We start from the raw sequence: 23,588 nt of genomic DNA, 5'->3' as shown, positions 1-23,588 counted from the left end.
ATGTAACAAAGCCTGGTAAGTTAGCTTGCCGGGCTTATTCCCGCTTGCAGGCATGTTTACCGGAGAGGGGGGCCGTCTAGGGAGTATCTTGTGCCAGTCGTGTTGGATGGATTTAGAAAAATTTGACAAATCAATGATATAGCATGCATAATGCGACCAATCTCTTCAACGGTGGCTCTCCGCAACCGTTGCCCGCCTCGCCTTAGCTGCTGTCGTTTCGCGCAGCATTTTCTGCCTAGGTTTGCCAAAGTTATCGATTATGCCGACGTGTGTTTATACGCTTGGTCGGGTGTTTTTCCAGATTGGATCTGCGATGCCAGAAGAAGGCATGGTTGAACGGGAAGGCATGGTTATTGAGATGTGGCTGGAATCCAATTTTCGCATTCGGATAGATAATAAATAGTGCGGAAGTTCTTACTTATGTTTCTGGCGAAATGAAGCTGCACAATATCCGTGTGCTTGAAGAGGACTATGCTGCTGTTGAAATAGTGCTATAACTAAAGGGCGAATCAATTTCTGATCCAAAACAGTTAAGCCAGAGCATTCAACGCAAAGAAGACAAAGATGTTAACAGCTATGTACAGAGTGCAGGTTATAAGGAAAATAATTGAAAATAAATGAATTAAAAATAGGCGATAAAATCATTCAGCATATTAAAAATGTTGCAATTGCATTTGAAGTCATATCTATTACGCAGATTGGTCGCCGTTTTATGGTTACGTTTAGTTCCGCATGTGGTGTAGAGACTGCGAGCTATCAGGGTGATGCATACATTACGGCCATCCAATAAATAAAACCTGCCTCACGGCAGGTTTTATTTTTAAAATATAAAAAGCCCCGTTAAGGGGCTTTGTCATTTAGACGCTGTAATGCTTAGAGCGGCTGAATCGCGGACGCTGCCGGACCTTTTTGGCCCATTGCGCGGGTGAAGCTTACTTTTTGACCTTCACGCAGGGACTTGAAGCCATCTGCGCGAATTTCGGAGAAGTGAGCGAACAGGTCGTCGCCGCCATTGTCCGGGGTGATAAAGCCAAAGCCTTTTGCGTCATTGAAAAATTTAACGGTACCGGTTTCCATAATGCACTCCATGTGTCAGTTAAGGACAATAAAATTATCGTATGGCATGATAATCAAGGAATAAATAAGGAAACAATGAAGACCCACTTTGATGGGCAACGAGGTATCGATAGTATGACGCTTGAAGATCGTGCCCGGACTTTGTACAGGAAAGCCGCTTAGAGGTCAACGGTAATTTTTAAAATTCCCCGCAAGACAGCCGAAAAAACACCAAGAAGAGCGGCTCACACAACACTTCGTGAAGAACCTGAGCCGAGGCGTGCCGACGCAGGCGGTAGCAGTAGTACGGCGAGGAGGCGCAACGCTCAGAACCTGTTTACGATCTACTGTGCGTCGGCGATACGGTGTTGAAACCAACTTCGAAATGCTCATGTACCCCCTTGTACCCCCCGTTTTCTCGGCCGTTCCCGCCTTGTCTCGCCCTTGCTCGCGAGATTTTGGACGGGCGCTATAGAATTTAAGTGATGGACTGAATCCGCCACGCGCAGCGCGCCAGGCGCGCCCATTCCTATCCCTCCGGATGCCGCTGGCTTGACGCTCTCCCGCGCCTCCCCAACAATAGCCCCCGCGCCACAGCAATCGCGGCGCTCGGGCTTAGTCTCCCGACTTGGACTCCTATCGCGGATGCGCTGTTTCACAGTGCAACCGTTGCTATCGCTTTGCCTATCCGGGCGGGCCGTGGCAAGTGGCGCCCTCACGGGTGCGCCGGTTTTAGTAGGAGTCCACCGGTAGACTAACTCTTGTCATGTGCCCGCCCTGCCGCCTTGCGGCCGGGCCCTTCTGCTCAGGAGGTTGCAAATGGTAAAGCTTGTCCGTCCGGTGCTAGGCATCGAACTCTCTCCGTCCGCTACTGAAACTCAAGACGTCCATCAGGACGCCTCTCCACTCCCGCCGCTAGGGCCGCGCTCCCGTTACCGGTTTGCCGGCCCCCACGCCAAAGACCTCAGCCTGCCCTTCATCCGCCGCATCAAAGGCCGCACCTATCCGCATTACTGGCAGCCGGCCGAGGCCAAGGATGAATGTGAAGCCCGCGCCTTGGGCCATCAGTACGCCGCCCATCTGGCGCAGATGCTGAAACTCAACCGCCAGCACTCCGCGCGTGGCTTGCTGTTCCGCATCGCCAGCGATATGGATTTCAGCCAACGCGGCCACCGCCGCCGTATGTGCAAGAGCTTCTTCAACTATCTGGAGTTGTTGTTGAACCTGGGGGTGGAGCAGGTGGACCTGCCGAGGCATGTGGAGGCGGTGAACCGCCTCCATCTCAGCCTGGATGAGTTGGAAGCCTTGCCGCGCAAGTTGGGTCGGAAGAAGAAGAGGAGCTAAGCCGGGGAGGAGGAGGCAGCCGGCCTCGTGTGCGGGGCTGGCTGTTGTACGGCCTGCTGTGTTTTGTGAGACGCGGCACGGTCAGCGCCACTTCGACGTGCTCATATCCCACTTCTACATTTCACTTTCTCCACGGTTTTCGCCTTGTCTCGCCCTTGCTCGCGAGACTTTGAACAGGCTCTCAGCTTCCAGGCCGCCGGATATTTTGAGAGTGCTCTTATAGCGTTTGACCGGTGGCTTTTCGATAATGACAGGCCAGATACAGCTGTTGACTGTATTTACAGCTTTTATTTTCCGAATTGTCATTGAAAGCGAAATTATGAATAAAGTCGTGCTGCCTGCTTTGCTGGCTGCGGTATTCAGCGTCGGGGCCCAAGCCGACGGTATTCCCACCCCCGGTTCTACCCGCACTTCCGCTGAATGGAATGTTACTGCCGACAAGGATAGCTCGCACGCTATTGAGATCACGGCTAAAAATCCGAATGTGCATTTCTTGTACAGCCCGATTTCTAAAACCATTGAATCCAAGGATCTGGATTTTGATATCCGCATGCTGAATTCGGATGAATACACCATCAGCGGTTATAAGGTAAAAGCCTCCTCGGTACAGCATCAACTGAGCCATACCGCCTCCATCGGTGAAATGGATTTTGATCTGAGCGTGACGGATCATGCCGGCAAACAGGTGAAACTGAAGGCCGAGCCGCAGGACCTGGACGGTTTGGCCGGGTTTGGCGAATTTGTGAAAGTGGCGGCTATTGCCGGCGAGAGTAAGGGCACTTCGCAGTTGAAAGCGGAATTTGTCAGCGGCAAGGACGCCAATGGCGCCATTGTGACCGACGCTTCCAAGCTGAGCGATGGCCAGTATGTCGGCAAATTCGACCTGATTCTGGACGCCTCCTGGGAGAAAACGCTAAAAGACGAAGACGGGAATGGTAAACGCGTCGCGCTCTGATTTCTAATCGTAGCGCCAAGAAAAGGGAGCCTAGCTCCCTTTTTATTTTGAGGAATTTTATTGATGTCATGGTGGTTGAGGTTTCACGTTTTGGCTTGTTTGCTGCTGCCGGCATGGGCTGGGGCGATTCAGGTTTCCGATATGACTTCTGCGATTCCGTCCGATAAGGGGGAGATCGCGATTCATGTCAGAAACACAGAGAAGCGGGCGTCCTTGTTGACGGTGAGCGTGACTCAGGTGGATTCGCCCTATGAGGGCGCGCACGAGGTGAATACCGATGGCGCCAGCATTCAATTCACCCCAGCCCGGATTTTGCTGGCGGCGGGGCAGGATCAGCCGGTCCGTTTTATTTACAGCGGCCCCCGAGATGACCGGGAGCGTTATTACAAAGTGACCTGGAAAAACACCTTGCTGGGTTTGGCGGATGACAGCGCCGGCTCGGAGAAAAGCGGAGATGTCGAATTCCTGACCGGGATCAAGACCAATCTGCTGGTTTTTCCCAAGCGCCAGCATTTTTCTTATGCCTATCAGCGTGGCCGTTTGGCAAACCAGGGCAATGTCTCGTTTCAGGCGATTGCTTACGGGCCGTGCAGGGATAAGCAGCTGGGCGAGGTCTGCAAGGAGCGTTATTGGATCGGCCCGGGTTACGCGGTGAATTTCAAGACCATCGATGTCAGCAAGCACCAAGACAAAGTGATGCTGCAACGGGATGGCAAATTCCTGGAAGCGGAAAAAGAGACGTTGGCAGGCGATGCGTGATGGCGGCGATGGATTCAAAGCGGTTGGGTGAGGCGGAATGAAGTTGGCGAGGCATATCGATCTAATAAACGGGATGGCTTTTTTAAGTGCGCTGGCGTTGGCGGAGATGGCGGTCGCCGATGGCGTTCCGGCCACGGCGGCGGACGCGGTGCGCCGGCCCTTGGCGCAGAAAGTGCAGTTAAACAAGCTTGCCTTGTCGCCGGAGATCAAGGACATGTTGCGCGAGGGCGTCTCCATGCCGTTGGTGGCGCGCTCGGCGGCGCAAAGCTCGGACGAGGGCGTGGTCTCGGCGACATTGACGGTGAAGTTGCTGGCGGATGGCTCGATGCGGCTGGAAAGCGTCAAACCGTTGGTCGCCCAGAAGAAAAGCGTGTTGAGCCCGGCGGCGATCCAGGCCTTGCGGCAGGCGGCGGGGTGGGTGTTTTCGCCCAGCGGCGAGTTGAGCATCAGCGCCGACGAGCATCTGCAGCTGGATATGATGGCGATGCGAGTGGATCTGTTTCTGGATCCGGCCGGCTTCGCCATCGATCAGGCCCATCTGCGGGAGTCGGTGTTGCAGGCGCCGTCCTCGGCGGCCTTGTCCAGCGTGCTGAAGTATTCGTTCAACGGCTATAGCTCGCGTAATCAGGGCCGCGGCCATTCCTCTGCCTATCTCACTTTCGACGACACCACGTCCCTGGGGGTCGATCATGTCAATGTGATGGGGTCCGCTTATCTGGACGACGCGGCGTCGGACCAGAGCGTGACGCTGGATCGCTTGATGTATGAGCGGGATATCGACGGCAAGCGGCTGGCGCTGGGCATGGTGGACGGCTGGAATCTGCAAAGCCTGGGTAATGTTTCCACGCTGGACGGCAAGCGGATGTACGGCTTTTCCTACGGCAATGCCAGCCAGACCCTGAAGCTGGACGCCAGCCAGTCATTGAATCCCATCGACGTTTATCTGCCGGCCACCGGCGAGGTGCGCATCAAGCGCGAAGGCCGTTTGTTGAACACGCAACGGCTGGGCATGGGCAATCATCGGCTGGACACTTCGCTCTTGCAGGCCGGTGTCTACGATGTGGAGGTTGAAGTCCTGATCGCGGGCCAGGTGCAGAGCCGCCGCGTGTATCGCGTCAACAAGCCGGTGGGCGGCTCCAGCCTGCGCGACGGTTTGAATTGGCAGGTCTGGGGCGGCGCCAGCGAGGCGATGTCCCGCTACGAGGGCAATGGCGCTCAGGCGGACGAGGGCGGAGCTTACCGCTCCTTGTTCGGCCTGTCAGTGGGCGCGCTCTGGCATGGGATGGACTGGAATCTGACGCTGTATCAGAACGACAAGACCACGGTGGAAGAAGGCTTCGCCTCCTGGCAGTTGTCCGACGCGGTGCGCGCCAGCCTGCAAAACCTGTTCGCCAGCGACGGCACCCGGCGGCGAGTGGGTACGCTCAATCTGGCGCTGCCCCGCGGTATCGGCGGGGTGTGGCTGACCAGCGAGCGCGGCGAGCAGGGCCGGCGGCTGAATTTCTACGCCCGGGATTACGACTCCGTGGGCGCCAACTTCAATTTGCGCGGCTGGGGCGTCGACGCCGGCTCGCTCAATCTCAGCCACGACAGGGGTTTGGGTACCGGCTACCGATACATGCGCAGCGATTATTCGCGGCAGATGTACAACGGCAAATGGGGCAGCGCCCAACTGCAGCTTGGCGCCAGCCGCAACCTGAACGGCAAGACGAGGGATCAGCAGTACTACGCGATGATGACCTTCAACCTGGCCATCGACGGGAATTTCAGCGTGGGCATGTCGCATCGGGACGGCGGCGACACTCTGGACCTATCGGCCAGCAAATCGTTTGAAGACAGTGTGATCGACGATGCCGGCGTCAATGCCAGCATCAGCCGGGAGGGGGCCGAGGGCCAATCCTCCAGCTTCGGCGCCTATGTCGGTTTCAACGGCCGTTATGGCCAGGGCAATGTGTCCGTGGACGCCGAGCAGGACAGTCGCAGCGCCAGCGTCAATATGCAGGGCGGCCTGGCCTGGGGCGCCGGGGCCCTCGCCGCTGGCGGCGGGCAGGACGAGGCCGGCATCGTCGTTGATGTGCCGGAGACGCCGGACGGCGCGCTGGAGGCGGTGCTGAACGAGCAGACTTACGGCTTGCGCCAGGGCCGCAACTGGATCGCGCTGCCGGCCTACAACACTTACCACTTCTATGTGCGCGACGCGGAAAGCGGCAAGGCCAGCTACGACGTTTCCGAGACGGACCACGAATACACGCTCTATCCGGGCAATGTGGTGCGGGTGACGCCCAAGGTCAAACAGATGGTGACGGTGTTCGGCCAGCTGGCCGCCGCCGACGGGAGCCCGCTGCGGCATGTCACGGTGCGCAATCATATCGGCCAGGCTCAGACCGACGAGCAGGGCAACTTCGCCATCGACGTGGACCAGCACCATCCGGAGGTCAGCGTGGAGCCCGACGCGGCGGAACGTTTCCGGGTCAGCCTGGACTTGAAGCACGCCGGCGCCACCGCCTGGCTGGGCAAGATTGTCTATGGCCGGGACCCGCAGCGGGTCTACGCGCCCTTGCGCGAAGACGAAGGCTGAACCGGCTTGATCGCGAGACTTTGCACAGGCTTTTACCCCTATTCCAGCAGGATAGACGGATCAAAATGAAACCATGGATTTCCCCCCTGATATTGATGGCCGGCATCGGCGCGGGATTGGCGCAGATGTCGCCGGCCAGCGTGCCGCGGCTTCCGCTCCTGCCGGTGATCGGCATGCGGCCGGCGCCGATTCCGGCGCAGCCGCCGGCGTCCTTGGGCCGGCAGGAATGGCGCAGCCAGCAGGATGTGATCCTGATTGAAGACCGGCTGGCCGGCACGCAGTACCTGAGCACCTTGGGCAGCAGCGGCGGCATCCTGCCCGGCAGCCAGCCTCAGGCCATTTTCGGCGCGCGCGCGCCACGAGGCGGCGCCAAGAAAGTCGCCACCTGGTATACGCACAAGTCGGATGCCCAGGTGCGGGAAATCAGCCAGTTGCAGCCCTTGCCGGCTTTTCGCGGCATGGCGGATGCGCATGGCGCGGCCGTTGGCCTGAGCGGGGACGTCTTTCGGCCGGCGCAGGGCCGTCAGGTCAACCCGGTGCTGAGCGAGCTGGCGTTTGACACCATCGCGAAGGCAGCGCCCGGCGCGTCGCGCGAGTTGTCTTTCGTGGAAACGCTGGCCGGCGGCGACGAGCGCCGCTTCGTCACGCAGGTGAGCAAGCGCGCTCACCTGATCCTCAATCCCGCGCCGGTCAATAGCTGCCGCAATGAAACGGTGGAGGGCGCCGCCGGCAAGCTGTGCGTGTTGCGAACCATTGCGGGTCAAAGCAATGCCAGCAGCGGCGGCGATCTGATGTTCACCGTGCGCGCCAAAATGGTGGAAACGCCCAAGGCCCGCTTCAGGGTGGGCGGCGAGTGGCGCCATATCAACGACAGCGTGCCCATCGCCGCTTTCGCCCGCGCCAGGACGGTGGAGGTCTTTTTTGTGCCGCCGCCGGCGGAGCAGCGCCAGGCGTTTATCGCGGCGCATCCCAAAATCCGTCTGGACACCTTGGTGGAGGCCGGTTTTTACTCGCGCTCGCGTTTGTTCAACGGCGACCGCTTCAATCTGCAACTGCCAGCGATGGGCGGGGAGCGGCCGTTCGTGCATAAGCGCTATTCGCGGCTGGGCCTGCTGCTGATCGATGATCAGTCCAGCGGCCGCCAGTACGTCACCACCGTCAACGGCAGCCAGGACCAGGCCATTTATGGCGAGCGCCATCCGCAAAACGGCAGCCGCGCCGCCGCTTGGTATCTGGAAAGCGGCGCGCGGCCGCCCTTGTTCGCGCTGCAACAACTGGGCCATGCCAGCCCCATCGGCGGCTTCGCCGGTTTTGCCGACGCGCAGGGCCAGATACAGAGCGGGGTCAGCGCCGCGGCGCCTTTTCTCAATCCGGTGTTCAGCGAGAGCGCGTTCGCCGTTTTGCTGCATCAGCCCTTGGGCGGGCAGCGGCGGCTGACGGTGGAAGGCCTGCGCAGCGGCGGGGAGACGGTGGCCTATCAAGTGAATGCGAGCCAGCAGGCCAGGCTGACGTTGGCCGCGCCGGTAGAAACAGCATGCCGGCCGGACTTGGTGGACGGCGTGGCTGGCCAGCGCTGCGTGCTGCGCCGGCTGGAGATGCGGAGCCGGGCGGGCGGCGATATCCGTCTGCTGGTCCGCGCCAAGCGCCCGCTGCCGGGAGGCCGTTTTCGCGCGGGCGGGCCATGGCATAACTTGGGCGAAAGCGTGGCGGTGGCCGAGTTGGCCGGCGCCAGTCGGCTGGAGTTGTTTTTGCCGGCCGCCGACGGCTTGCTGCGCGGGGCGTCGGCGCCCGTCGGGGGGCAGCCTTTGTCCACCCTGGTGGACGCCTATTTCTATTCCAGCGGCCGCCAGCAGCAGGGAGATCGCTTCCCGCTGAGCCTGCCGCAAAGCTATTTGCCGACGCCGGTCGCCGGCGTCGGCTCGCTCAAGCTGCTGACGATAGAGGATCAGCCCAGCCAGCAGCACTACCTCACTACCTTGCAAGCCGAACCCGGACAAAGCCTATACGGTGCGCGGCGGCCGCGGGCGGGCCAGCGCGCCGCCACCTGGTATGTGGACGCGGGGACGGCTAGCGCGCGCGGCGGCGAGCTGCAAGCCAAACAGGCGCTGCCGCTGGCCTTCATCGCCGGTTTCTCCGATCGCGAGGGGCGGGTCAGCCTTGGCCGCGCGATGCGGCAAACGGGACAAGTCCACCCGGTGTTCAATGAGCGCGCCTTTGCCGAATGGCTGCGCCAGCCCTTGGGCGGCCGGCAGTTGCTGACGCTGGAGGCGGAGCGCGGCGGTCAGCCGGTGACGGTGCGGGCGCAGGCGGAAAAAAGCGCGGCCTTGAGGCTGGGGCCGCCGTTGTCCGGCTGTCGTCCGGAGACGGTGGACGGGATCGAGGGACGGGTCTGCGCGCTGCGCTCGGTGGAGGGCGAGTCCCAGGCCAAGAGCGGCGGCGCTGTCCGCTTCAGCATTCGCAGTCGGCAAGCGCTGCCCAAGGCGCGCTTCCGGGTGGGAACGCAGCCTTGGCATCGGCTGGGCGAGAGCGTGGAGGTGGCGCAGTTCGCCGGCGCCAAGGCGGTGGAGTTGTTTTTGCCGCCGGCCGGCCGCGGCCGCCGAGCAGAGGCGATGGAGGCGGTGTTTTACTCCGGGGAGCGCGACGATGTTCTGACGCTGCCACTGGAGGTGCCCCAGCCGACGCAGCGGGGCGGCGAGGTGGGTTTCGTTTTTGGCACCCGCCACGAGGGGGTGATGAAGACGGTGCCGGCGTCGATTACGCTGGTGTTGAATGAGCAGGTGGTGGCGGGCGGTCCGGACGAGATCCGCTTCGGCGACGTCAGCGACTCGGTGTTGGAGAAAAAAGCGCATGTGCGGTTTTCGCCGGCGATTCTAGGCGAAAAAGACATCAATCTGCTTGAGCCCTTGATGCTGCCGGTGGGCACCCAGGCGCTGAACTTCGAGTTCAAGCATGCCTGCTTTGGCAAGCCAGGCTGCACCATCGATCAAAACGCCAACACCAAGAGTGTCGATGTGAGTTTCAACGGTCAAAAACCACCGGACTGGTTCCGCTGGTTTGAGAAGAATGAAGCGAGGATCACGAATGTCAGCGTCAACCCGGATATGGTGAGCACGGCTTTGAAGACCGAGGTCGAGTTTGCTATCGATATCATCGATGGGCCTGGCGCAGGGATGAATGACCACAAGTTGGAGTGTGATCTGCACCTTACCGACCAGCTGTTTGGCGATCCCGACGCCGTCGAGCTTAGAGATAATAATGGCCAATATATTGGCATGTTGCCTTTGAAGGGACGCCAAACCTTGCACATTCTTCCCGCCCAGCATCCGTTCCCGGTGAGATTCAAGCTCCGAACCCAGACCGGGGGCAATCCAGGCCTTAAAACCGTTTCCTGCGAATACAACTATTCCGGCTGGTCTTATGCCGCGGTGAATGCCGTCACGGAGGAGCTGAAGCTGGTCTCCATCGATGGCCCGGAAGAAGGCCGGGTTGGGGACGATTTGAAATACAAGATTTTCACCAAAGGGGTGTCCCTCGGCGGCCACGATCTGACTGTCACCGTGGCGGGCAAGGGTGTGCCTTGGGGGCTGGAGACACCCAGGCTGCGGACTGCTGACGGCGAGATCAAGCCCCAGTGCGACAAGGATTGCGTGTTCTCTTTCCAGCCCGCCAAGGGCGACCGGGTGTCGCTGGCGCTGGACATCAAGGCCAAATCGGTCAGCGGCAGCCGCGACGCCTACCATATCGCGGTCAGTCTGGAGGGGGACAAGACCCTGGACAAGGATTTTTCCATTGTGCCGAACTGGGCGCTGGAGTCGCTGGAGTCCAGCGGCGATGTGGTGGTCAACACGCCGCTGCGCTACCGACTGCGCTTGAACGCGCCGGCGCCCCAGGCGCTGACCTTGTGGCTGCGGACCCGGCCGCAGGATGGCGAAGCCGCGGACGATGGTTATCAAGGTGGCAGGGTGACGGTGAAGGATGGGGACAAGGTGCTGACTTCCGCGCTGAATACCGGCGACTGGGGCGCGGTGATCCAGCCGCAGGGCAGCGATACCCTGGTGGTGGAGGTGCCGACTCAGGGCTTTGACGATAGCCGGCGCAATACGCGCGCGCTGGAGCTGGGCGCGGTCTTGAGCGAAAGCAAGCCGGGCGCGGAGCCGCCCGCCGAGGCCAGGTTCGCCGTGGGCCGGATCTATCAGCCCAAGCCCAGCGTTTCGGTGCTGCCGGCCAGCGAGGGTTCGAATCATGGCGGCGGCCGGGTGGGCGAGCCCAATGGCCGGATCCGGCTGGATTATCTGGTGAGCGCGCAAATGGCCAATTTGCCGCCGTCGGGCACATTGGAACGCGGCGCGGCGCGGCGCTATTTGAGCCAACGCAGCCTGGGCGCGGTCAAGGCGGTGCTGTCGCTGGACAACCAGCACGGCGCCAGCCAGCGGGAAGGGATGTGCCGCTTCGCCTTGAAGGACGATGAGCGGCAGGGCGTGCTGTTCCCGGCCTGGGTCGCGTTCGACGCCGCCGGCGGCGGCAGCCGGCTCGAAGCGGACAATTGTTCCGGCACGGTGCAACACGATCTGAGCGCGGGGGCCTGGCTGGACGACGGCAGCGATCCCGCCCAGGGGTTGGAGAAGCGCAAGCTGCCGTTCAGCGTCTTGTTCCCGTTGGATGACCCGGTGTCGTTGCAGACGATGCAGGGCGCGCCGTGGTACGGCCGAGCGCTCGGCGCGGGCGCGGTGCGGGTGGAGATGAGCCTGGAACTGGCCAAATAAGCAGGCGGATGCGCGCGGCCGTCATGGTCCGGCGCATCGGCGGAAGGAAACAAAGATGGTTATGAGTATACGAAAGGCCTTGCTGGCGTGGCTGTGCGCTTTGCCGGCCATGTCGGCCTGGTCCTTGCAGATGGCGCCGGTGATCGAACTGGATGCGGACAACAATGAAATGAGCGTTGAGTTGAAGAACGATTCCCGCCAACCGCACCGCTACCGTATTGGCTTGCGACCGCTGGCCAGCCTGGGGGGCGCCGCCGCAGAGGCGGAAGACGCCTCCACCGTGGCGCTGACCGTGGCGCCGGCGAGGCTGACGCTGCGAGCCGGGGCCAGCGGCGCGATCAAGCTGCGCTATCGCGGCGCGGCGATGGAGACGCGGGAACGCTATTACCGCTTGCTCGTGGAGGAGGAGGCGACGGCCGCCGCCGCGCGGAACGTGCGCGGAACCGGGGCATGGACGGATTACCCGGTCTCGTTGGGAAGCGTGTTGATTGTCCGGCCGCGCGCGGCCTATCTGGATTTCCATTTGGAAGGCGGCGTTCTGCGCAATACCGGCAACGCGGCTTTCTGGCTGTTGCAGGACGAGGCCTGCGGCGGCAAAGCCGGCAGCACCAAGATACAGGCGCCGGGTAGCGCGGCGCGGTTGGCGCCGCTGACGGGACGCTCGCTGGTGCGGGTGGGCCTGGGGGATGAGATTCGGGTGGTGTTGGATCAGTGCGCAGGCCGGCAGGGCTAAGAGCCTGTTTACGATCTTTTCAGACCGAGGATGTCGCTCAAGGCAAGGCATTGAATCCGCTGTGCGGATGATGATTTTGATTGCCGGGGCTGCCCGGCGGGCAGGAAGGGGAATTTGCTCGGCCAAATTCCCCTTCACCCCAAAGGCCGCCCTGCAAGCCTGGCCTGCGGCTTCCCGCCGGGTCCCGTCAGGCCGCGAGGCGCGGCTGAACTCGCAGCGCGCTAACGTCGCGCTGCTCGAACAGGCCGCCGCTTAAGACCTCGGGCCTGCCACCCGACGGCAGGCTTGAAGGGACCCGGGGCGCGTCGGATACGCGGCTTCCTGTGCACCAAACCGTGTTTCAAAGCACAGACAAAAGATCGTGAACTGGTTCTAATAACCTGTTTACGATCTGCTGCGTGTCGGCGATACGGCGTTGAAAACTGCTTCTAGACGCTGCGTTCCGGCTCAGTCGCCGCCGGCGGAGGCGTCCCGGCTTTGCCATTGCGCCAGCGCCTGCTCGAATTCACGATGCCAGGCCAGCAATGCCTCCTCGCTAGGAGGTTCGTCTTCCGCTTGCAGCGTTTGTTCCATCCAGGCGGCCAGCCGCGTCAAAGGCTCCGCGCCCACCGTCAACGCGCCGCCCTTGAGCCGGTGCACGTGGTGGAGCATGATTTCTGGCAGTTGGTCGGCGACGGCTTGCCGGAACTGGAGCAAATCCCGCTGCGCGCTCTGACTATACAGCCGGGCAAGGTCCAGCGCCGAAGCGGGCAAGGGCAGCGGTGTCGGCGCGATGTCTTCCGTCATGAACCACAGACGTAAAATGTCCTCAAGATCCTGCAAGCTGAGCGGCTTGGACAGCATGCCGTCCATGCCGCTGGCGATGCAGCGGTTCTTGTGCGCCAGGTCGCTGATCGCGGAGACGGCGATGATGGGGGTGAAGGGCAGGTCCCGTTCCGACTCCAACTGCCGGATCCGTCTGGCGGTTTCGTAGCCGTCGATGCCGGGCAGATTGCAGTCCATCAGGATCATCGCGAAGGTTTCGCCTTGTCGCAGCCGCTGCAAGGCGGTTTGGCCGTCTTCCGCGATGATGGCGACACAGCCCAGTTGCGCGAGCTGCCGACGGATGGCCTGCTGATTCATCTCCATGTCCTCCACCACCAGCAGCCGATGAGACGGCAAGGCGTCGGGCGCGGAACGGGAGGGGAGTGCCGTCGCGTCGGCGGCGTCGGGCTCCGCAATATCGACGTGCAGGACAAAGCTGATGGCGGTGCCTTTGCCCTCGGCGCTTTCCAGCAGAATGCTGCCGCCCATCAGTTCGATCAGCTGTTTGCAGATGCTCAGGCCCAGGCCGCTGCCGCCGTAGCGGCGGCTGGTGGAGCGCTCCGCCTGGCTATAGGCGCGGAAGAGTTTTTCCTGTTGAGCCTTGGCGATGCCGACGCCAGTATCGCGCACGGTGACCAGGAGCTTCCCGGATTTCGCGCTTTGCAGATTGAATTGCATCAAGAGCGTCACCTCGCCGCGATCGGTGAATTTGATGGCGTTGGAGAGCAGATTGGTCATGATCTGACGCATGCGCATCGGATCCAGAATCAACAGGCGGTTTTCCAGTCCGTCCGCCGCCAGGGTCAGTGCCAGCCCTTTGCGGCTGGCGCTCAGGCGCTGGCTGTCGCTGATTCCTCTGGCCAGCTCCAGCAGATCGGTGGGCAGTTTTTCCAGCGCCAAGTGCCGCGCTTCCAGCTTGGCGGTGTCCAGCACATCGTCCAGCAGTTCCAGCAGGTTGAGGGCGGAGGAGCCGGCCAGCGCGGCGAGCTCTTGTTGCTGCCTGCTTTGCCGGGTTTGTTGCAAGAGTTCGATAGCGGCGAGAATCGCATTCATCGGCGTCCTGATTTCGTGGCTCATCATGGCGATGAATTTCGATTTCGCCTCTTCGCTGGCCACGGCCCGGCGCTTGGCCCAACGTGCCTGCGTGAACAGGAAGAGCATGACCGACAGCACGCAGAGCACCAGCAGGATTTCCGGCAGGTAGTAGCGGCTGATCTGATGCATGGAGGGTTTGCCGAAGTCGATGTCGGCTACCCAATCGTCAAAAATCTCGTCGGTTTCGGATGGGCTGAGTTGCAATAGGGCTTTATCGATGATGGAGCGCAGCTCCGGGTATTGCTGCGCCACTTTGATGTTCAGGCCGGTGAACATTTCCGGCATGGTGCCGGAGATTTGCAGCGTTTTGGGGAAGCGCCCTTGCAGCACCGGGCGAAAGACGATCTCCGCGCCGATGGCGGCGAACACCTTGTCGTCTGCGACGGCTTTCAAAGCCGCCACTGGGTCGTTGATCAGCACCAACTTCAAATACGGGTAGTGCGCGCGCAGATACTGCTCGTAGCCGCCCCCTCCCTTGACCGCTACGGCTTTGTGCTCCAATTGGGACGGATTGAACAAGCCCTCGGCGCCGGCTTTGGTGATGATGATGGTGGCGGTGGAGGCATAGGGCTGGCTATTCAGCAGCGGGATGCCGTATTCCTTGGGAATCAGCTGCGTCGCGCCCATAGTGGCCAGATAGATCTGGCCGCTTTTCAATTTACCTATCATGTCCTGAGTGTTTTTCGTCGAGACTAATTGAAATCGCAGGCCGCTCTTCTTGGCAATAGCTTTCAGGTAGGCGCAACTCAGTCCCTTGTGACTGCCGTTTTCAATGTATTCCAATGGCCAGTAAGGATCGATGGAATAGTATATGGTGGAGTGTTGTTTGATCCAGGCGGCTTCTTCCGCGGTATAGGGAGGTGATTTCGCCTGGCTGGTCGCGCTGGAAGCGTACAAACAGAAAATAAGCAGCGCCGGCCCCGTGATGGCATAGAGCGTAGTATTAATGACATGGCGCAGAATCGTGGCGATAAAGGGTAGATTAAATCGTTTAGCTGAATTTTTTGCCATGCGACCGCCATATTGAATGTGTTTGCTTGGACATTATAGTCGGTCTGGCCATTTTGGCGATGCGGCGCTCTCGAAAACAATGGATTACAATACGGTTAGTCTACCTGGTAAATAAGCGTTAAGAGCGTGTTTGTGATCACGCGAGATAGGGCAAAACGGCTGAGAAAGCGGAGTGTCATTGCGGCGCATGGAGATTCAGATGCGGTTTTTAACGCGGTATTGTCGACGCGTAGCAGATTGCCAGCAGGTTTTAGCGAACGCCATAGACGTGAAAGTGATCTTGTTGGCGAGAATTTGTCGAGGCATTTAGTTTTTTGAGAAACAGATGTGCAAGCGGGTATGGATTTGTCTTTTTTGTTTTTTGAAAAATACCCATTTTGCCTGATTGTTATTTTTCATGACGTTTGTTGCCAAGAGTCCATCGTTTTGCCATGTTTTGCCATTTATAAAGGGTGGTGCTTGAAATGTTGTGCCGAGTTTTGAAGGAATGGAGATCGACGTAGCCGCGGCGCGAAGATTGCGCATGCTGTGTTTGAGTGTATTTTTAAAAGGGCGGACGTTTTAATTGATGCTGAAATGATTTTTATTGCCATGGAGGGGGAATGAAGAAAAGAAAAATCAACGTGATGTTGTTGGATGATCATGAGGTGGTCAGGCAGGGCTTGGGCTTTAGATTGTCGCAGGAGAGCGATATCGTCTTGGCGGGCTGTTTTGGCGACAGCCGCTCTTTTCTGGCGGCGTTGAACCATGACAGGCCGGATGTGCTGGTACTGGATTATGCCTTGCAGCCTCAGGACATGGATGGTTTGAACCTCATCCGCGCCATCCGCGCGCGTTTTCCTGAGGTGGCGATCTTGATCATGTCCTCTTATTACAACACCGCCACGGTGTCCTTGGCCTTGAGGGCCGGCGCGCGCGGTTTTGTCGGCAAGCAGCAGGACCTGGACGAACTGGTGAGGGCGGTCCGGGTGGCGGTCACCGGGCGCGTCTATCTGACGGCGGAAATGGCCTTGGAACTGGCGCAGGCCCAGCAGGCGGACAGCGTGCCGGCCGACAGTTCCACGCATGCGCCGGACGCGATGGACCGGGTGGTCCGCCTGTCCGCTTTGTCGCCGCGGGAGATGGAGGTGCTGCGTTGCTTTTTGGACGGGATGACGGTCAGCGAAATCGCCGATAAATTTTCGAAAAGCATCAAGACCATCAGCGGGCAAAAGCAGGCCGCAATCAAGAAGCTGGGTTTGAAATCGGACCACGAGCTGTATTTCATCAAAGACGAAATCAAATAGAAGGGCGGGTCGCCCTTCGTCGCGGCCTGCCCGCGTTCAATACCGCCCGGCCGCGCCGTAGCGCGCGTCCAGTTCGTCGTAGAGCGGCTTGTTGACCAGGCGCTGACGTTCGGCGAACGGGGTCACCAGTTGCGGATCTTCCTGCAGGATGCCGTTGCGGGCCAGCGAGCCCAGCGCTCGCTGCATGCCCAGCACCGCGCCTTGCAGCGCGGCGTTGGCGTAAAGCACCAGGCCGTAGCCCAGTTCCTTCAGGTCGGCGGCGCTCAGCGCCGGGGTTTTGCCGCCGATGACGATATTCATCAGCAGGGGGCGGTCGAACAGCGCCGGCAGGCGGCGGATATCGTCCAGTTCGCGAACCGCTTCGATGAACAGCACGTCGGCGCCGGCCTCGGCGTAGCGGCCGGCGCGTTCGATGGCGGCGTCTATGCCGTCCACCGCGCAGGCGTCGGTGCGGGCGATGATCAGCAGGTTTTCATCCTGGCGCGCGTCCGCGGCCGCCTGCAGCTTGCCGCACATCTCGGCGGCGCTGATCAGGTTCTGGCCGGCGAAATGGCCGCATTTCTTGGGAAGTACCTGATCCTCCAACTGGATGGCGTCGGCGCCGGCGCGTTCGAGCACGCGCACGGCGCGGCGCACATTGAGCGCGTTGCCGAAGCCGGTGTCGGCGTCGACGATGACGGGGATGGACACTGCGTCGCGGATTGCGGACACCTGGTCCGCCACTTCTTTCAGGCCGACGAAGCCCAGATCGGGCAGGCCCAGCTGCATATTGGTCAGGCCGGCGCCGGTCAGGTAAAGCGCGCCGAAGCCGAGGTCTTCAACGATGCGAGCGCTCAGCGCGTTGTAGGCGCCGGGCACCAGCAGGCCGGAGCGGCTTGCTATCAGGCTGCGCAGGACGTGTTTGCTGTTTTGCGTCATGTTTGCGGTTCCAGAGTGGCTAGGGGATGGGTTTGATGGTACTGGCCGCGCCGATCAGCGGCGCGCCGTGGCGTTCCTGCGTGAACGGTGCGCGCTTGCGCGCGTTTTCGCCTTGTCTCGCTCTTGCTTGAGGCTCTAGTCCCGAGGCGACGGCGGCGCCGGTGGCGAAGCTGCCCAGGGTCTGGCGCAGGGCCTGCGGGTCCTGGCTCATCAGACGGCGATGGCGTAGCCGAAGTCGATGTCGCTGGCGGACTGGCCGCCGCGCATGCCCCAGTTTTCGGCCGGCTCTTCGCGCAGCAGGATCAGCACCGAGGCGGGTGGGATGTCCAGCAGCGCGGCCAGGTCGGCGGCCAGCTTGGCGTAGAGTTTTTTCTTGGTCTCCGGTTTGCGGCCGGCGAAGACGGTGATCTCGATGTGCAGGTAGTCCGGGTCGCCGCCCGGCGGCAGCAGATCTTCCGGCGCGAAGCGCTGGTAGCGCGCCTGCAGCTCTTCGTCGCTGACGCCGAACACGGCGCGCAGCGCGTCGTAGACGCAGTGGACGATGGCTTGGCGTTGGGCCGGCGTGCGAGTGGCGGCGTCTTCGATTCTGACTATTGGCATAGCGGGCTCATTTCGATGGCGGCGGCGGCGGCGAAGGAGGCGGATTGCATTTCGGCGAGCCGGCTCAGTGTGCGGTGGGTGTCCGCCGACAGCGTGGCTTCGCGCAGCATGGTTTCGATAGGGCGTTCTGAAATCAGCAATAGACGCTGGCGGCGGTCGTAGAGCACGTCCACCAGCCAGATGAAGCGGCGCAGGCCGTCCGCCTTGTTCAACTGGGCCTGGGCAATGTCGGAGACGACGACAGTGTGCCAGCGTTCCGACATCTCCAGGTAATCCAGATGCGAGCGCGGGCCCAGGCAGAGGGCTTCGAAGTCGAACCAGACGCAGTCCGGGCTTTGCGCCCGCGCGGACAGCGGCCGGCCGGACAGCGAGACGGCGGCGGCGGGGCCGACGGTCCTGCCCTGCTCTTGCAACCGGCGGCGCAGGCGTTGTTCGGCGTCCGCGCCGCAAGGGTGCAGATAGTGTTCGCCGGCGGCGGCTTCGCGGTAGCGGTAGTCGCGGTCGCCGTCCAGGTGCAGCACCTGCATGTGGCGCTGGATCAGCGCGATGACCCGCAGCGCGTAGCGGTGCAGTTGCGGGTCCGGCAGCAGTTGCTCCGGCGCGTAATTGGAGGTCAGGATCACCAGTACCCGTTCTTCCAGCAGCACGGTCAGGAAGCGCTCCATCAGGATGGCGTCGGCGATGTCGTGCAGATGGAATTCGTCCAGGCAGAACAAGCGGCTTTGGGCGGCCACGCGCCGCGCCAGCGCGGGCAGGTAGTTGGCTTGCTCGCCGCCGGCCTGGGCCAGGCCGCGGTGCAGGTCGCGCAGGAACTGGTGGTAGTGGATGCGTTGCGCCGGCGTGGTGGACAAGGCGAACAGGCCGTCCATCAGCATGGTTTTGCCGCGGCCGGGTTCGCCCCATAGATAGGCGCCGGTTTGCGGCGCCGGCCGGCGCAGCGGCCAGGCGGGGGCGGTCCGCGTTTGGAGGCGCAGCGCGCCCAGCGCGTCGGCGGCGCGGCGCTGGCCGGGGTCAAGCGCGATGCCTTGATCGATGAAGCGCTGAGCCAGCTCGGAGGGTTCAGCCATGCGCGGGCTCCGCGGTTTCGGCAAATCGCAGCAGCTCCTCCAAGAGCGCGCGCTCTCCGGCTTCGTCGCGACGCAGCAGATGATCCAGCGCCGCTTGCTGATCCTCCGGTTTCTTGTCTTGCGAGAGTTTGAAGCGGCCTTCCTCGCGCAGCACATGAACGCGCAGGCCGAGGATGTGCGGCGCGTTGGCGATGACTCGGGGATCGGCGGCGGCGTACTGGAACGGCGCCTGGGGCGGCTGCAGCCGCTCGCAGGTGTCGCGCAGCGCGCGGCGGGCCGATTCGAGGTCGTCGAGGATTTCGATCTCGACGTCCATGTGCACCGCAATGTAATTCCAGGTGGGCAGCAAGCGGCTGCGGTAGGCCTCCGGCGGGATATAGCTTTGCGGCCCCATGAACACCAAGCGCGCGGGAAAGCGGCCGCGGCCCTGGAATTGGGGGTTGCGGCGGTCTACGTGGCCGAACAGGCTGCGGTCGGCGACGCGGAACAGCGGGATGTGGCTGGCGTGCGGCTGGCCCTGGTGTTCGCTGCTGATCAGCGCCAGCGGGTAGCGGGCGATCATCCGGTCGATCAGCTCGGGGCGGCTACAGCAGTATTCCTGGTAATGGAAAGCGCATGAACTCACGGGGTAGCTTCCTTTGGCGAGCGAGGTTCGGCCGGCGTGAGCCGGGCGCGCCGGCGCCGGTCGTGGGCGATGAGCGCTTCGGCCATCCACTTTAGCAGCGCGCGGCCGCGCAGCGGACGCGGATTGAATGGCAATAGGGCCGGGCCGGCGCCTATCAGTTGGCGCGCCAGGGTTCGGCCCAGCATGAAGGAGAGCGCCAGACCGCGGCCGTTGCAGCCGGTCCAGGCCAGGACGCCGTCGCCGACGCGCCGCAGGCTGGGCAGGCCGGACGGGGTGAGGCCGACTTGTCCGGCCCATAGCCGCGGGGCGGCGTCGAGCTCCAGGCCGAAGACGGCGCGGACGCGCTGGCGCAAGGCGGCGGCGTACTGCTCCGCTTCGGCGTCTGGCCTCAGCGCGAACAGGCCGGTCAGCAATTGGCCTTCCGGCATTTTGCGGAAAAACCACATATCGCGGCGATTGTCGGAAAAGGGGATGTCGGCGGGCAGCACCCGCGCCTGTTGTTCCGCGCTCAGTTCGAACTGCCCGAGCGCCAGCGTCAGCGGCACGCTGTGGCGGGCGACGGCGGCGACGCCGTCGCGGCTGTAGGCGTTGCCGGCCATGAGCACGCGGCCCGCGCGCAGGCTGCCGCGCGGGGTGCGGATCACGTGCATGCCGTCCCGGCTTTCCCGTTCCACCAGCTTGGCCGGGCAGCGTTCCAGCAGGATCACGCCGCGTTGGCGGCAGCGTTCGGCCAGGCCGCGCGCCAGCGCCAGCGGGTCGATCTGGCCGCCGTCCTCGAACAGCAGGCCGCCGTGGTAGCCGGCGGCGGCGGTCAGGGTTTGAGCCTGTTCGGCGTCCAGCGCGCGGGCGCGCACGCCCAGCCGTCGCCAGGCCAGGGCGGAGGCCTGCGCGGAGCCGGGGGCGGAGAACAATTGCATCCAGCCTTTGCGGACCGGGCTGGCTTCCGGCAGCGCCAGCAGTTCGGCAGCGGCTTCGCTTAGGCCGGCCAGATAGCTCTCGGCCTGCGGGCCCAGCCAGGCGCGGAGCTCCGACGGGCCGCAGCGCGCGGGCACCGGCACGACGAAGCCGGAGTTGCGGCCGGTGGCGCCGCCGCCGACGGTGTCGGCTTCCAGCACCACCACCGAGCAGCCGGCCTCGGCGGCGGCCAGCGCCGCCGACAGCCCGGTGAGGCCGGCGCCTATCACCGCCAGTTCGCAACTGACCGGCAGCGCGTCGGCTTTGGCCGCCAGCAGCCGCGGCGCGCGCGCCTGCCAGCCGGTGGCGGCGCTCAGCAGAGCGTCAAGCGCGGACGCCGTCATGTCGCGATCCTTGTTCCAGCCGCTCCGTCAGCGATTGCACGATGGCTTGCGAGCGCAGCGCCAGCAGGCTGAAGGAGCCGGCGTCGCCCATGCCGTGAGAGGATTCGCACAGGCCGTTCAGGTATAGCGGCGCGCCGCGGTCGGCCGCGCCTTGCAGCCGCACGCGGTAGTCCAGCGCGATGTCCACGGTGTCGCGCTCGGCGCACAGCTGCGGCGACAGCGTTTCCAGCACGCGCGGCCAGGGTTCGCGCTTGGGGCCGCGGCCCAGGTCGAGGAAGCCGGTGGCCAGCACCACTAGGTCCACGGTTTCGCTCACCGCGTCGCCGCCCAGGAAGTGGCGCAGCCGCAGCGTGACGCCGTCGGCGCCCGGCTCGCAGGCCTCGGTCTCCATGCAGGTGAGCAGGGCCAGGCTGTTCTTGTCCTGCAGCCGATTGGCGTACTGTTTGACGTAGAGCTGGTTGAGCACGTCGATGTCGGCGGCCGAGTAATTGGTGAAAACCAGCTCCTGACGCAGCCTGGCCTTGTGTTCCGGGCTGGCGGCGAAGAAGGCGTCGACGAAGGCGGGGAAATAGACCTCGTCGGAGAAGGGGCTGGTGTCTTTCTGACGGTAGCCGAAGTTGCGGGTGACGCCGACCACGCGCGTCAGCGCCGGCTCGGCGCTGGCGTGCAGCAGGATTTCCACCGCGCTCTGGCTGCCGCCTATCACCGCCACCCGGCCGCCGCCCTTGGCCTTCAATTGTTCCAGCGCCGGCAGGTAGTGGTTGAGGTGGACCACGCGAGGGTCCGGCGCGCGCTGGAACGGTTCCGGGATGTTGGGGGTGCGGCCCGGCGCCAGCACCACGCTGAGCGCCAGGTATTCGCGGCCGTCGGCGCACAGCACGCGGTAATGGCTGAGCTCGCCGGCATTGTCGTTGACCGGCAGGATGTCGATGACTTCGCGCTGGTATTCCACCAAGTGCTGGAAGCAGCCGGCGACCCAACTGACGTATTGCGCGTATTCCAGCCGCAGCGGGTAGTGCAGCGGCAGGTTCAGGTGCTGATAGAGCCGGTTGTGTTCGTGCAGGAAGTTGGTGAAGGTGTAGCGGCTGCGGGGGTTGCGCGGGGTGACCAGGTCGCGTAGCGGGTGGTTCTGGATGTCCGAGCCTTCCAGCAGCATGCCCGGCTGCCAGACGGCGGAGGGACGCCGTTCCAGGAAGCGCACGGACAGCTGCGGCGCCAGTTCTTCCAGCGCGATGGCCAGCGCGATGTTGGCGGGGCCGAAGCCGATGCCGATGATGTCGTGTACGGTGTGCGTCATGCTGTCGCTCCAGGTTCAGAAGGCCATGGCGGCCGGTGCGTGCGCGGCGGCCGGGGCGGCGGGCCACAGGCTGGTCAGCGCGGTTTCAAAACGGCGGACGATTTCTTCCGCGTCGTCGGCGCTGATGATCAGCGGCGGCAGCAGCCGCATCACCGCGCCGTGACGGCCGCCGCTCTCCAGGATCAGGCCGTGTTCCAGGCAGGCGCGCTTGAGCGCCTTGGCCAGCAAGCCGTTGGCCGGCGGGTGGCCCAGTGCGTCCGGCGTGCCGTTGGGGTCTATCAGCTCCACGCCCAGCATCAGGCCGCGGGCCGCGCACTTCGCCGATGCAGGAGAAGCGCGTTTGCAGCGCTTGCAGCCTCTGGCGCAGCAGTTGGCCCAACTCCCGCACTTGCTCCAGCACGCCGGGCCGGCGCAGGTATTCCAGCGTGGCTGCGCCGCTGACCAGGGCGATCTGATTGCCGCGGAAGGTGCCGGCGTGGGCGCCTGGGGCCCAGCGGTCGTATTTTTGGTGGTAGGCCACGAGGGCCAGCGGGTAGCCGCCGCCCACCGCCTTGGACAGGATGACGGCGTCCGGCACGATGCAGGCCCATTCATGGGCGAACATGTCGCCGCTGCGGCCGAAGCCGGTTTGCACTTCGTCCATCACCAGCGGCACGTCGTGGCGCGCGGTGATTTCGCGCAGGCCGCGCAGCCATTCCGCGCTGGCCGGGATGCAGCCGCCTTCGCCCTGGATGGGCTCCACCAGCAGCATGGCCGGTTTGCCGACGCCGCTTTCCGGGTCGGACAGCAGGTTTTCCAAATAGGCCAGCGACAGCCGCTCGGTCTCGGCGGCGTCGGCGCCGAAGGGGCTGCGGTAAGCGTAGGGAAACGGCAGGAACTGGATTTCCGCCGGGTAGCCGCTGACCGCCTGTTTCGGCCCGAGGTTGCCCATCATGCCCAGCGCGCCCATGGTCATGCCGTGGTAGGCGCCCTGAAAGGCCAGCACCGGGCGGCGGCCGGTGGCGGTCTTGAACAGTTTGAGCGCGGCTTCCACCGCGTCGGAGCCGGACGGGCCGCAGAACTGCACCTTGGCGTGTTCGGCGAAGCCGGCGGGCAGCGCCTGATACAGCTGTTCGACGAAGGCGAGCTTGGCTGGGGTGGCGATGTCCAGCGCCTGCTGCAGCTGGCCGGATTGCAGAAAAGCAGTCACCCGCTGTTGGACGAAGGGGTGGTTGTGGCCCAGCGGCAGCGCGCCGGCGCAGGCCAGGCAGTCCAGGTATTCGCGGCCTTCGCTGTCGTAGACTCGGGCCAACTCGCCGCGGCTGATCACGCGATCTATGCCGCGCGCGTAGGTGCGGGCGTTGGATTCGCGCTCGGCCAGTTGGAGGCGGCGGGGTTCAAAGGCGTCCATTGCTTGCTC

18 protein-coding genes are annotated in these 23,588 nt (G+C 62.9%); 8 read left to right on the top strand and 10 right to left on the bottom strand.

The annotated features are described in order from the left end of the window. Positions 1-607: 607 nt before the first annotated feature. Positions 608-790, top strand: coding sequence for a hypothetical protein (locus tag B0T39_RS24795; RefSeq protein ID WP_141111070.1), 183 nt, complete (start codon positions 608-610; stop codon positions 788-790). A gap of 83 nt (positions 791-873) precedes the next feature. Here the strand turns inward: B0T39_RS24795 and B0T39_RS03585 are convergent, their stop codons facing one another. After that, on the bottom strand, positions 874-1,077 hold the full coding sequence (locus B0T39_RS03585) for a cold-shock protein (RefSeq protein ID WP_081544851.1): 204 nt from the start codon (positions 1,075-1,077) through the stop codon (positions 874-876). Between the two features lie 798 nt (positions 1,078-1,875). On the opposite strand from B0T39_RS03585, the gene B0T39_RS03580 reads away from it, so the two are divergent. The 6 genes from B0T39_RS03580 (at position 1,876) to B0T39_RS03555 (ending at position 12,188) form a co-directional block, all read left to right on the top strand. Next, on the top strand, positions 1,876-2,400 hold the full coding sequence (locus B0T39_RS03580) for a hypothetical protein (RefSeq protein ID WP_081544850.1): 525 nt from the start codon (positions 1,876-1,878) through the stop codon (positions 2,398-2,400). A gap of 319 nt (positions 2,401-2,719) precedes the next feature. Next, positions 2,720-3,355, top strand: a complete 636-nt coding sequence (locus B0T39_RS03575) for a hypothetical protein (protein WP_081544849.1) — start codon at positions 2,720-2,722, stop codon at positions 3,353-3,355. 63 nt (positions 3,356-3,418) lie between these two features. Next, on the top strand, positions 3,419-4,114 hold the full coding sequence (locus tag B0T39_RS03570) for a fimbria/pilus periplasmic chaperone (RefSeq protein ID WP_081544848.1): 696 nt from the start codon (positions 3,419-3,421) through the stop codon (positions 4,112-4,114). 73 nt (positions 4,115-4,187) lie between these two features. Further along, positions 4,188-6,692 (top strand): CS1-pili formation C-terminal domain-containing protein, encoded by a 2,505-nt coding sequence (locus tag B0T39_RS03565; RefSeq protein WP_141111069.1) that lies wholly within the window; start codon positions 4,188-4,190, stop codon positions 6,690-6,692. 65 nt (positions 6,693-6,757) lie between these two features. Then, a complete protein-coding gene (locus B0T39_RS03560) occupies positions 6,758-11,455 on the top strand; it encodes a hypothetical protein (protein ID WP_141111068.1) in 4,698 nt (1,565 codons plus the stop codon). Between the two features lie 61 nt (positions 11,456-11,516). Next, positions 11,517-12,188, top strand: a complete 672-nt coding sequence (locus tag B0T39_RS03555; protein WP_176219474.1) for a fimbria/pilus periplasmic chaperone — start codon at positions 11,517-11,519, stop codon at positions 12,186-12,188. Positions 12,189-12,635: 447 nt separating this feature from the next. Here B0T39_RS03555 and B0T39_RS03545 read toward each other — a convergent pair whose 3' ends face one another. Next, positions 12,636-15,098 (bottom strand): ATP-binding protein, encoded by a 2,463-nt coding sequence (locus tag B0T39_RS03545; RefSeq protein WP_081544843.1) that lies wholly within the window; start codon positions 15,096-15,098, stop codon positions 12,636-12,638. A gap of 602 nt (positions 15,099-15,700) precedes the next feature. On the opposite strand from B0T39_RS03545, the gene B0T39_RS03540 reads away from it, so the two are divergent. Continuing rightward, positions 15,701-16,384 (top strand): response regulator transcription factor, encoded by a 684-nt coding sequence (locus B0T39_RS03540; RefSeq protein WP_081544842.1) that lies wholly within the window; start codon positions 15,701-15,703, stop codon positions 16,382-16,384. A 36-nt stretch (positions 16,385-16,420) separates the two neighbouring features. Here the strand turns inward: B0T39_RS03540 and B0T39_RS03535 are convergent, their stop codons facing one another. The 8 genes from B0T39_RS03535 to B0T39_RS03500 all read right to left on the bottom strand — a co-directional run bounded on the left by B0T39_RS03535 (position 16,421) and on the right by B0T39_RS03500 (position 23,579). Beyond that, positions 16,421-17,302, bottom strand: coding sequence for an isocitrate lyase/PEP mutase family protein (locus B0T39_RS03535; RefSeq protein ID WP_081544841.1), 882 nt, complete (start codon positions 17,300-17,302; stop codon positions 16,421-16,423). Positions 17,303-17,321: 19 nt separating this feature from the next. Beyond that, positions 17,322-17,513 (bottom strand): hypothetical protein, encoded by a 192-nt coding sequence (locus B0T39_RS03530; RefSeq protein ID WP_081544840.1) that lies wholly within the window; start codon positions 17,511-17,513, stop codon positions 17,322-17,324. Beyond that, positions 17,513-17,902, bottom strand: a complete 390-nt coding sequence (locus B0T39_RS03525; protein WP_081544839.1) for a tautomerase family protein — start codon at positions 17,900-17,902, stop codon at positions 17,513-17,515. Before B0T39_RS03525 ends, B0T39_RS03530 begins: the two co-directional genes overlap by 1 nt. Continuing rightward, a complete protein-coding gene (gene zapE, locus B0T39_RS03520) occupies positions 17,893-18,969 on the bottom strand; it encodes a cell division protein ZapE (protein WP_176219473.1) in 1,077 nt (358 codons plus the stop codon). The genes B0T39_RS03525 and zapE overlap by 10 nt, the downstream gene beginning before the upstream one ends. After that, on the bottom strand, positions 18,962-19,594 hold the full coding sequence (locus B0T39_RS03515; RefSeq protein ID WP_141111066.1) for an FMN-binding negative transcriptional regulator: 633 nt from the start codon (positions 19,592-19,594) through the stop codon (positions 18,962-18,964). Before B0T39_RS03515 ends, zapE begins: the two co-directional genes overlap by 8 nt. Continuing rightward, positions 19,591-20,892, bottom strand: coding sequence for an NAD(P)/FAD-dependent oxidoreductase (locus B0T39_RS03510; protein ID WP_081544836.1), 1,302 nt, complete (start codon positions 20,890-20,892; stop codon positions 19,591-19,593). Before B0T39_RS03510 ends, B0T39_RS03515 begins: the two co-directional genes overlap by 4 nt. Further along, entirely contained in the window at positions 20,873-22,189 is a 1,317-nt protein-coding gene (locus tag B0T39_RS03505; protein WP_081544835.1) for a lysine N(6)-hydroxylase/L-ornithine N(5)-oxygenase family protein, read from the bottom strand. The genes B0T39_RS03510 and B0T39_RS03505 overlap by 20 nt, the downstream gene beginning before the upstream one ends. Before the next feature lie 85 nt (positions 22,190-22,274). Beyond that, on the bottom strand, positions 22,275-23,579 hold the full coding sequence (locus B0T39_RS03500; protein WP_217806189.1) for an aminotransferase class III-fold pyridoxal phosphate-dependent enzyme: 1,305 nt from the start codon (positions 23,577-23,579) through the stop codon (positions 22,275-22,277). Positions 23,580-23,588 lie beyond the last annotated feature (9 nt).

Origin of the sequence: Chromobacterium haemolyticum, assembly GCF_002081825.1 — a bacterium.
Taxonomy (GTDB): domain Bacteria; phylum Pseudomonadota; class Gammaproteobacteria; order Burkholderiales; family Chromobacteriaceae; genus Chromobacterium; species Chromobacterium fluminis.
The sequence above is the reverse complement of the archived record's forward strand: the minus strand, read 5'-3'. Positions and strand labels throughout refer to the sequence as shown.

What these genes read in the sequence shown, in the direction of transcription:
- B0T39_RS03585 (WP_081544851.1), bottom strand. Translation starts at nt 1,077, where the DNA reads ATGGAAACCGGTACCGTTAAATTTTTCAATGACGCAAAAGGCTTTGGC.
- B0T39_RS03580 (WP_081544850.1), top strand. Translation starts at nt 1,876, where the DNA reads ATGGTAAAGCTTGTCCGTCCGGTGCTAGGCATCGAACTCTCTCCGTCC.
- B0T39_RS03575 (WP_081544849.1), top strand. Translation starts at nt 2,720, where the DNA reads ATGAATAAAGTCGTGCTGCCTGCTTTGCTGGCTGCGGTATTCAGCGTC.
- B0T39_RS03570 (WP_081544848.1), top strand. Translation starts at nt 3,419, where the DNA reads ATGTCATGGTGGTTGAGGTTTCACGTTTTGGCTTGTTTGCTGCTGCCG.
- B0T39_RS03565 (WP_141111069.1), top strand. Translation starts at nt 4,188, where the DNA reads ATGGCTTTTTTAAGTGCGCTGGCGTTGGCGGAGATGGCGGTCGCCGAT.
- B0T39_RS03560 (WP_141111068.1), top strand. Translation starts at nt 6,758, where the DNA reads ATGAAACCATGGATTTCCCCCCTGATATTGATGGCCGGCATCGGCGCG.
- B0T39_RS03555 (WP_176219474.1), top strand. Translation starts at nt 11,517, where the DNA reads ATGAGTATACGAAAGGCCTTGCTGGCGTGGCTGTGCGCTTTGCCGGCC.
- B0T39_RS03545 (WP_081544843.1), bottom strand. Translation starts at nt 15,098, where the DNA reads ATGGCAAAAAATTCAGCTAAACGATTTAATCTACCCTTTATCGCCACG.
- B0T39_RS03540 (WP_081544842.1), top strand. Translation starts at nt 15,701, where the DNA reads ATGAAGAAAAGAAAAATCAACGTGATGTTGTTGGATGATCATGAGGTG.
- B0T39_RS03535 (WP_081544841.1), bottom strand. Translation starts at nt 17,302, where the DNA reads ATGACGCAAAACAGCAAACACGTCCTGCGCAGCCTGATAGCAAGCCGC.
- B0T39_RS03530 (WP_081544840.1), bottom strand. Translation starts at nt 17,513, where the DNA reads ATGAGCCAGGACCCGCAGGCCCTGCGCCAGACCCTGGGCAGCTTCGCC.
- B0T39_RS03525 (WP_081544839.1), bottom strand. Translation starts at nt 17,902, where the DNA reads ATGCCAATAGTCAGAATCGAAGACGCCGCCACTCGCACGCCGGCCCAA.
- zapE (WP_176219473.1), bottom strand. Translation starts at nt 18,969, where the DNA reads ATGGCTGAACCCTCCGAGCTGGCTCAGCGCTTCATCGATCAAGGCATC.
- B0T39_RS03510 (WP_081544836.1), bottom strand. Translation starts at nt 20,892, where the DNA reads ATGACGGCGTCCGCGCTTGACGCTCTGCTGAGCGCCGCCACCGGCTGG.
- B0T39_RS03505 (WP_081544835.1), bottom strand. Translation starts at nt 22,189, where the DNA reads ATGACGCACACCGTACACGACATCATCGGCATCGGCTTCGGCCCCGCC.
- B0T39_RS03500 (WP_217806189.1), bottom strand. Translation starts at nt 23,579, where the DNA reads ATGGACGCCTTTGAACCCCGCCGCCTCCAACTGGCCGAGCGCGAATCC.